The sequence below is a fragment of the Streptomyces sp. E2N166 genome, assembly GCF_003671715.1.
Taxonomy (GTDB): Bacteria; Actinomycetota; Actinomycetes; order Streptomycetales; family Streptomycetaceae; genus Streptomyces; species Streptomyces thinghirensis.
The window spans coordinates 370,394-377,951 of sequence record NZ_RAIF01000006.1 but is presented as its reverse complement, the minus strand read 5'-3'; the positions used below and the strand labels follow the sequence as shown (position 1 = coordinate 377,951).

Sequence of the window (7,558 nt, the reverse complement as noted above, 5' to 3'; positions counted from 1 at the left end):
CGCCCCGGGACGGTCTGCGCGCGACTCGGGACCGGGCGGTCGAGAGGATCGCCACGGAGACCGGGTTCGGCACCTCCGCCGACTTCCGGGCCGCCTTCCGCACAGAGGGGGCTGGCCCCGACCGCCTACCGCACAGGCCGTCGCGCGGAGACGGCCCCGCCCGTTGGCGTGGACCGCCCCGCCTCTCAGGCGTCGGCGGGCGCGGGTTCCTCCGGCGGGTCGCTGAGCTGCTCGCGGACGTAGTTCCAGACCACCGCGATCAACGCGGCGACCGGTACGGCGAGCAGACTGCCGACGATCCCGGCCAGGCTGCCGCCGAGTGTCACCGCCAGCAGGATCACCGCCGCGTGCAGACCGAGCCCGCGGCTCTGGATGACGGGCTGGAACACGTTGCCCTCCAACTGCTGCACCACGACGATGATCGCCAGCACGATCAGCGCGTCCGTCAGGCCGTTGGACACCAGGGCGATGAGTACCGCGACGAAGCCCGCGAACAGGGCACCCACGATGGGCACGAACGCGGACACGAACGTCAGCACCGCCAGGGGCAGTACGAGTGGCACGCCCAGGACCCACAGTCCCAGGCCGATGAAGACGGCGTCGAGCAGCCCCACGAGTGCCTGCGAGCGGACGAAGGACCCCAGGGTCTCCCAGCTGCGCAGGGCGACGGCCGGGACGTCGGTGGCGAGCCGGCCGGGCAGCTGGCGGCCGAGCCAAGGCAGGAACCGCGGTCCGTCCTTGAGGAAGAAGAACATCAGGAAGACGGCGAGCACCGCGGTGATGAGGCCGTTGACCACGGTGCTCAGGCCTGTGGCCACCGTGTTGACCACGCTGCCGATACTGTCCTGGACGCGCGCCATCGCGGAGTCGAGCGCACTGGTGATCTGGCCGTCGTCGATGTTCAGCGGCGGCCCCGCGGCCCAGTCGCGCAGCCGGTCGATGCCTTCCATCACGCCGGCGGTCAACTCGTCGGTCTCGGAGGACATCGGCACCGCGATCAGCGCCACGATGCCCGTGACAGCCAGGAGGAACCCCACGGTCACCACCGCCGCGGCCAACGCGGGACGCCACCCGTGCCGCCGCAGGAAACGGGCCGAGGGCCAGGTCAACGTGGTCAGGAGCAGGCCGACTATCAGCGGCCACACGACCGACCACATGCGGCCGAGGAGCCACAGGGCCACCGCGAGCATGACGAGGATCAGCAACAGCTCGGCAGAGGTACGCGCGGTGGTGCGGAGTGCGGCGCGGGTCCTCGCGGAACTCAATCTGGCAGACATGGGATCACCTTATGGCGACGCCTGTTGCCCTCCGCGCCCGAGTCCTCTCTTCAAGGTCCTTCCCGCAAGGCCCTCTCTCCACCGGCGAAGGCCGGTTCAGGAAACCTTGACCCAGTCGAGCGTGCGTTCCACCGCCGCCTTCCACCCGGCGTACCCTTGCGCCCGCCGGTCCTCCGGCCACCGCGGTTCCCAGCGCCTGGACTCGTGCCAGTGCGTGCGCAGTTCATCGGTGTCCCGCCAGAATCCCGTGGCCAGTCCCGCCGCGTAGGCCGCGCCGAGTGCGGTGGTCTCCGCGACGACGGGTCGGCTGACCGGTACGCCGAGGACGTCCGCCTGGATCTGCATGCAGAGGTCGTTGGCGGTCACACCCCCGTCGACCTTGAGCACGTCGAGGTGGACACCGGAGTCCTGCTCCATGGCTTCGACGACGTCGCGGCTCTGGTAGCAGATGGCTTCCAGGGTCGCCCGGGCCAGGTGCGCGTTGTCGTTGTACCGGGCGAGGCCGACGATCGCCCCCCGGGCGTCGGAACGCCAGTAGGGGGCGAACAGGCCCGAGAAGGCGGGGACGAAGTACATGCCGCCGTTGTCGTCGACGGTACGGGCGAGCTCCTCGCTCTCGGCCGCCGTCTTGATGATCTTCATCTGGTCGCGCAGCCACTGCACGGCCGACCCCGTCACCGCGATGGAGCCCTCGAGCGCGTAGACCACCGGGCTGTCGCCGAACTGGTAGGCCACGGTGGTGAGGAGGCCGTGCTGGGAGCGGACCAGTTCCGTGCCGGTGTTGAGCACCAGGAAGTTGCCGGTGCCGTAGGTGTTCTTGGCCTCGCCGGGCGCGAAGCAGACCTGACCGACGGTGGCCGCCTGCTGGTCGCCGAGCACCCCGCCGATGGGAACGGCGGCGCGTAGCGGCCGGGAGGTGCGGGCCACACCGTACGCCTCCGCGTGCGACGAGGGGTTGATGGTGGGGAGCATCGACCGGGGGATGCCGAAGAAGCCCAGCAGTTCGTCGTCCCAGTCGAGCGTCTCCAGGTCCATCAGCATGGTCCGGCTCGCGTTGGTCACGTCGGTGGCGTGGATGCCGCTGTCGGGGCCGCCGGTCAGGTTCCACAGGACCCAGGCGTCCGTGTTGCCGAAGAGGGCGTGCCCCGCTTCCGCCGCTTCGCGGACGCCGTCGACGTTCTCCAGGATCCACTGGATCTTTCCGCCGGAGAAGTAGGTCGCCGGCGGCAGTCCGGCCTTGCGGCGGATGACGTCGCCCCGGCCCGAACGGTCGAGGTTCGCGGCGATGGTGTCGGTCCGGGTGTCCTGCCACACGATGGCGTTGTAGTAGGGGCGGCCGTCGCGCCGGTCCCAGACGACCGTGGTCTCGCGCTGGTTGGTGATGCCGATGGCGGCCAGGTCGGTCCCCGACAGCCCGCTGTGGCGCAGGGCGTTCTGCATCACCGAGTTGGTGCGCTCCCAGATTTCCACCGGGTCGTGCTCCACCCATCCGGAGCGGGGGAGGATCTGTTCGTGCTCCAACTGGTGCTTCGCCACCTCGTTGCCACCGTGGTCGAAGATCATGAATCGGGTGCTGGTGGTCCCCTGGTCCACCGCGCCGATGAAGTCCGCCATGCTGTGCCGCCTCTCCCGCCGGTGTCAGTCTTGCGGCGCCGGTACGCGCCCCGTGGGCTCCGGCTCCGCCGTGGGCAGGAACCGGCCGATGAAAACCTTGTACAGACCCGCACCGAGCACGCCGCCGATCAGCGGGCCGACGATCGGCACCCAGAAGTAGAGGTTCCCGTACTGATCTCGCCACGCTCCGCCGTACCCGGTGAGGAAGCTGGCCAGCCGGGGGCCGAAGTCGCGAGCCGGGTTGATGGCGTACCCCGCGTTGGTGCCGAAGGCCATGCCGATCGCGACCACGACCAGGCCGATGATGAACGGGGCCAGGTTCGCGCCCGGCGGTGTGTTCAGCAGGTCCGTGATGGCCATGATGAGCAGCAGCAGGATGGCGGTGCCGATGACCTGGTCGCGGAAGGCGCCCCACTCGTGGACCGGCAGAGCGGTGTTGCCGTTGGCGGGCAGCGTCGAGAACACGGTCTGCGTCTTGATGGTGTGACCGGGGTCGGCCTTCGCCAGCGCTTCGGTGTAGTTCCAGCGGACGAGGAGGGCGGCGACGAAGGCACCGGCCGTCTGGGCCAGCGCGTAGGGCGCCACCTTGCGCCACGGGAACCCCTTGAACACCGCGAGCGCGACGGTCACCGCGGGGTTGATGTGGGCGCCGCTCAGCCTGGCCGCCACGTAGACGCCCAGGGTGACGCCGAGCCCCCACGCCCAGGAGATGCTGTCGTGGTCTCCGAGGCCGCCTTCCGGATCCGTGAGGGCCCCGCCCGCGGCCACTTGGGCCACCACGCCGCAGCCGAAAAGGATGAGGATCATCGTGCCGGCGAATTCGGCCGACAATTCACCGATCAAGCCGGACCTTTTGAGTCGTTCAGCCATGGAAGCTCAACCTTCCGCCGGCTGAACCGGCATCGACTGTCCAAGCCTCTCAATCGTTAGATTAAGGACGTACTGGGCAAGTCGCACATGCAGTACGGCCGTCTGCCTGAGCACTGTCCGTCAGCCGGCGTGGTGGTGCCCTGTCGTCACCGGTGCCAGCAGCGGCCTCGGCCTGGCGACCACCCGGGCGCCCGCCTTGAAGTGCGCCGGCTCGACCCGGCCGATCTCGACTCGGCCGATCTCGACTCGGTCCGGTCCTTGGCCCGCCAGGTGCACGCAGGCCTCCCACGGCTCGACGTGCTCGTCGACATCGCCGGCATCATGGCGCCGCCCCCCACGTCTGAGCGCTGGTGCTCGCCGGCGAGGTCGTCGAAGAATCGCCGACCCTGCCGGTGGTTGGTCGAAGTCGTCGTGCTCGCGCATCCCGGATACACCGCCACCACCCTGCAGACGAGTGCGCCGACCGGCATGGTGAAGATGCTGTTCGGCCGCGTTCTCATCCCGCTCGCCCGGTCCCCGGACCGGGGCGCGCTGCCGCGGCTGTACGCGGCGACCGACCCGAGTGCGCGGGGCGGGGAGTTCATCGGACCGGACGGCCCGGCGCGGGTGGCGCTGTCACCCGCGGCGGCGGACGTCGAGACCGGCCGACGCCTTCGGGAGTTGTCGGAGCGGCTGACCGATGTGCGCTTCCCGCTCCGGCCCGTGTCCGACTGAACTCGCCCTGGGCCCGGGTCAGAGGTGATCCGGACCGATGGGCAGCCGGCGCTTGTGGTCGGTCAGCCGGTAGCGGGTGACGATCTTCTCGAAGGCCTGCTCGTCCACCTGCTTGCCCTCCAGGAAGTCGTCGATGTCCTCGTACGTGACTCCGAGAGCGTCCTCGTCGGCCTTGCCGGGGTCGAGGGTCTCCAGGTCGGCCGTCGGGACCTTCCGCACCAGCTCGGCGGGCGCGCCCAGAGCGTCCGCGACCGCGCGCACGCGGCGCTTGGTCAGGCCGGTCAGCGGGACCAGGTCGGCGGCACCGTCGCCGAACTTGGTGAAGAAGCCGGAGACGGCCTCGGCCGCGTGGTCGGTGCCGACGACCAGTCCGTCGTGCGCGCCGGCCACGGCGTACTGGGCGATCATGCGCTGCCTGGCCTTGACGTTGCCCTGCACGAAGTCCTGGTGCCGGGCGTCGCGGAAGGTCACACCGCCGGCGATCAGCGCCTCGAGCGCGGCGTCGCTCGCCGGTTTGATGTCCACCGTCAGCACGTGGTCGGCCTTGATGAAGGAGAGCGCGAGCTGGGCATCGTGCTCGTCGGCCTGGACTCCGTGAGGCAGCCGCATCGCGTAGAAGCCCGCCTCGTGTCCCTCGGCCCGCGCCCGTTCGACGGCGAGCTGGCACAGCCGGCCCGCGGTGGTCGAGTCGACACCGCCGCTGATGCCGAGTACGAGGGAGCGCAGACCGGTCGAGGTCAGCCGCTCGGCAAGGAAGGCCACCCGGCGTTCGATCTCCCGTTCGGCATCGAAGGTCTCCGCGACCTCCAGTTCCCGGGCGATCTCCAGTTGCAGGGCGATGGACGCCGACTCGCTCAATTCCGCTCCTCGTTCGATTCCCTGGGGCTTCCCACTCACCCTACCCAGGGGTCGCTCACTCTCTCCGGCCGGATCGTCCCGGGTCAGCGGCCCCTGCGTACCCGTGCCGCCGCGCGGGCCTCCGCGGCCTTGCGGGCCTCGGCGGTCTTGCGGGATTCCTTCGCGGGGCGGCCCGAACGGGCGCCGAGGCCGCGGAAGGGGGCGTTGCCGCCGCTGGTCTGCGGCCCGGTCGGCGGGCGTTTGGCACCGGTGATGGTGGTCAGCTTCTGCTCGCCGGAGCGCACCGGGGTGACGGTCGGCCGGATGCCGGCGTCGGACATCATCCGGTTCACCTCGCGCCGCTGGTCGGGAGTGACGAGGGTGACCACGCTCCCGGACTGCCCGGCGCGCGCCGTACGCCCGCCGCGGTGCAGGTAGTCCTTGGCGTCGGCCGGCGGGTCGACGTTGACGACGAGGTCGAGCGCCTCGACGTGGATGCCCCGGGCCGCGACGTTGGTGGCCACCAGCACGGTGACCCGGCCCTCCACGAACTGGGCGAGCGTGTGCGTGCGCTGCGGCTGAGACTTGCCGCTGTGCAGGGCGGCGGCCCGGACACCGCTGGCCCGCAGGTGACGGGTGAACCGGTCGACTGCGGCCTTGGTGTCCAGGAACATCAGCACCCGGCCGTCGCGTGCGGCGATCTCGGTGGCGGTCGCGTACTTGTCGGCGGGGTGGATGGTCAGTACGTGGTGTTCCATCGTGGTGACCGAGGCCGACGCAGGGTCGACCGATGCGTGCACCGGGTCGTGCAGATGGCTTTGCACCAGCTGGTCGACGTCGCGGTCGAGCGTGGCGGAGAACAGCAGCCGCTGCCCGTCGGCGGGCACCTGGTCCAGGATTCCCGAGACCTGCGGCAGGAAGCCCAGGTCGCACATCTGGTCCGCCTCGTCCAGCACCGTGATCCGCACGTGGTTCAGGTGGCAGTCACGACGGGACACCAGGTCGGCCAGTCGCCCCGGCGTCGCGACGACCACTTCGGCACCGTCGCGCAACTGCGCCGCCTGCCGGTTGATCGCCAGCCCGCCGACGACGGTCGCCAGTCGTACGTTCAGCGCCTGCGCGTACGGGGAGAGCGCGTCGCTCACCTGTTGTGCGAGTTCCCGCGTCGACACCAGGACCAGCGCGAGCGGACGCTTCGACTCCGCCCGCAGACCCGCGGTCCGGACGAGCAGGGCCAGGCCGAAGGCCAGCGTCTTGCCCGAGCCGGTCCGCGCACGGCCGAGGACGTCGCGGCCGGCCAGCGCGTCGGGCAGGGTCGCCGCCTGGATCGGGAAGGGGGCGGTCACTCCCAGGCCGGTCATCGTCTTGAGCAGCGCCGGCGGAAGACCGAGCGCGTCGAAGGACGCGACCGGCGGCTGGTCCGCCGGCTCCGGTGGCGCTGTCGCTCGCTGGGATCCGCCGGCCCGGGAGGCTCCGGTGGCCGACGACGGCTTCGCGTTCATGGGGGACCTTCCTGATCAGGCGCCCGGAACGCGCCCGGGTCCGTACCCCTCGGTACGGACCCGGGCGCCTCAAAGCGTGGACCCCAGTTTACCAGCGGGCACCAGGAGGCCCGGCGGGCCGGGACTGCCCCGGTGCCGGGCCCGTCAAGGGGTGGCGGCGCCCGATTTCACCCCGAAGGCGACGGTGAGCGGCGACGCGCCGTCTGAACGCGTCGGTGGCTCCAGGCGAGCAGGGCAAACAGGACGCAGCCGGAGATGATCAGGCTCGCCCCGGTGGCCCATCCCGAGTACGGCACCTGGGGCACGAGTCCCCACACCACGCCCGCACCGACGAGGAAGAGGCCCGCCAGGACCGAGCCGGCGATACGCCATGGTGAGGAGACGCTCTCCTCGGCCGCACGCATCGCCTGCTCGCGGACGGGGGCCACGAACCGGTCCAGCGCCGGGACGGCACGCGCCAGCAGCACCACCCCGGCGAACACGAGCAGCAGGCCCGGCCCGGGCAGTACCAGCAGGGCGACGCCGACCAGGGCCAGCACGGCGCCGAGGGTGCCCAGGACGGCTCGCCGGATCGATTCGACACTGCGCGCCATGTCGCCCCACCTTCCAGCGGTCGGCAAGAACTCCGGGTCCCCTCAATCTGCCCAACCATAGGCAGGCATCGTGGCGCAGGCGATTCCGGCTGAAGGCCGGCACCCGTAAGGCGCCCCTCCTGGACGGGCGGGCGTCCGTGGACGTGCAGGC

General features: G+C 70.9%; 7 protein-coding genes. 1 reads left to right on the top strand and 6 read right to left on the bottom strand.

The features are described from left to right. Positions 1-185: 185 nt before the first annotated feature. The 3 genes from EBH09_RS01995 to EBH09_RS01985 form a co-directional block, all read right to left on the bottom strand. Positions 186-1,277 (bottom strand): AI-2E family transporter, encoded by a 1,092-nt coding sequence (locus tag EBH09_RS01995; protein WP_121745304.1) that lies wholly within the window; start codon positions 1,275-1,277, stop codon positions 186-188. A gap of 96 nt (positions 1,278-1,373) precedes the next feature. Beyond that, on the bottom strand, positions 1,374-2,891 hold the full coding sequence (gene glpK / locus EBH09_RS01990; RefSeq protein WP_121745303.1) for a glycerol kinase GlpK: 1,518 nt from the start codon (positions 2,889-2,891) through the stop codon (positions 1,374-1,376). Positions 2,892-2,915: 24 nt separating this feature from the next. Continuing rightward, positions 2,916-3,761 (bottom strand): MIP/aquaporin family protein, encoded by an 846-nt coding sequence (locus EBH09_RS01985; RefSeq protein WP_121745302.1) that lies wholly within the window; start codon positions 3,759-3,761, stop codon positions 2,916-2,918. 201 nt (positions 3,762-3,962) lie between these two features. On the opposite strand from EBH09_RS01985, the gene EBH09_RS38460 reads away from it, so the two are divergent. Further along, a complete protein-coding gene (locus EBH09_RS38460; RefSeq protein ID WP_238697152.1) occupies positions 3,963-4,475 on the top strand; it encodes a hypothetical protein in 513 nt (170 codons plus the stop codon). A gap of 18 nt (positions 4,476-4,493) precedes the next feature. Here the strand turns inward: EBH09_RS38460 and nadE are convergent, their stop codons facing one another. The 3 genes from nadE to EBH09_RS01965 form a co-directional block, all read right to left on the bottom strand. After that, entirely contained in the window at positions 4,494-5,333 is an 840-nt protein-coding gene (gene nadE / locus EBH09_RS01975) for an ammonia-dependent NAD(+) synthetase (protein ID WP_121745301.1), read from the bottom strand. A gap of 83 nt (positions 5,334-5,416) precedes the next feature. Then, entirely contained in the window at positions 5,417-6,814 is a 1,398-nt protein-coding gene (locus tag EBH09_RS01970) for a DEAD/DEAH box helicase (protein WP_121745300.1), read from the bottom strand. A gap of 167 nt (positions 6,815-6,981) precedes the next feature. After that, a complete protein-coding gene (locus EBH09_RS01965) occupies positions 6,982-7,407 on the bottom strand; it encodes a PGPGW domain-containing protein (RefSeq protein WP_121745299.1) in 426 nt (141 codons plus the stop codon). Positions 7,408-7,558: the final 151 nt, after the last annotated feature.

Excerpts from the sequence above, each read along its gene's own strand:
- EBH09_RS01995 (WP_121745304.1), bottom strand. The coding sequence starts at position 1,277 with ATGTCTGCCAGATTGAGTTCCGCGAGGACCCGCGCCGCACTCCGCACC.
- glpK (WP_121745303.1), bottom strand. The coding sequence starts at position 2,891 with ATGGCGGACTTCATCGGCGCGGTGGACCAGGGGACCACCAGCACCCGA.
- EBH09_RS01985 (WP_121745302.1), bottom strand. The coding sequence starts at position 3,761 with ATGGCTGAACGACTCAAAAGGTCCGGCTTGATCGGTGAATTGTCGGCC.
- EBH09_RS01970 (WP_121745300.1), bottom strand. The coding sequence starts at position 6,814 with ATGAACGCGAAGCCGTCGTCGGCCACCGGAGCCTCCCGGGCCGGCGGA.
- EBH09_RS01965 (WP_121745299.1), bottom strand. The coding sequence starts at position 7,407 with ATGGCGCGCAGTGTCGAATCGATCCGGCGAGCCGTCCTGGGCACCCTC.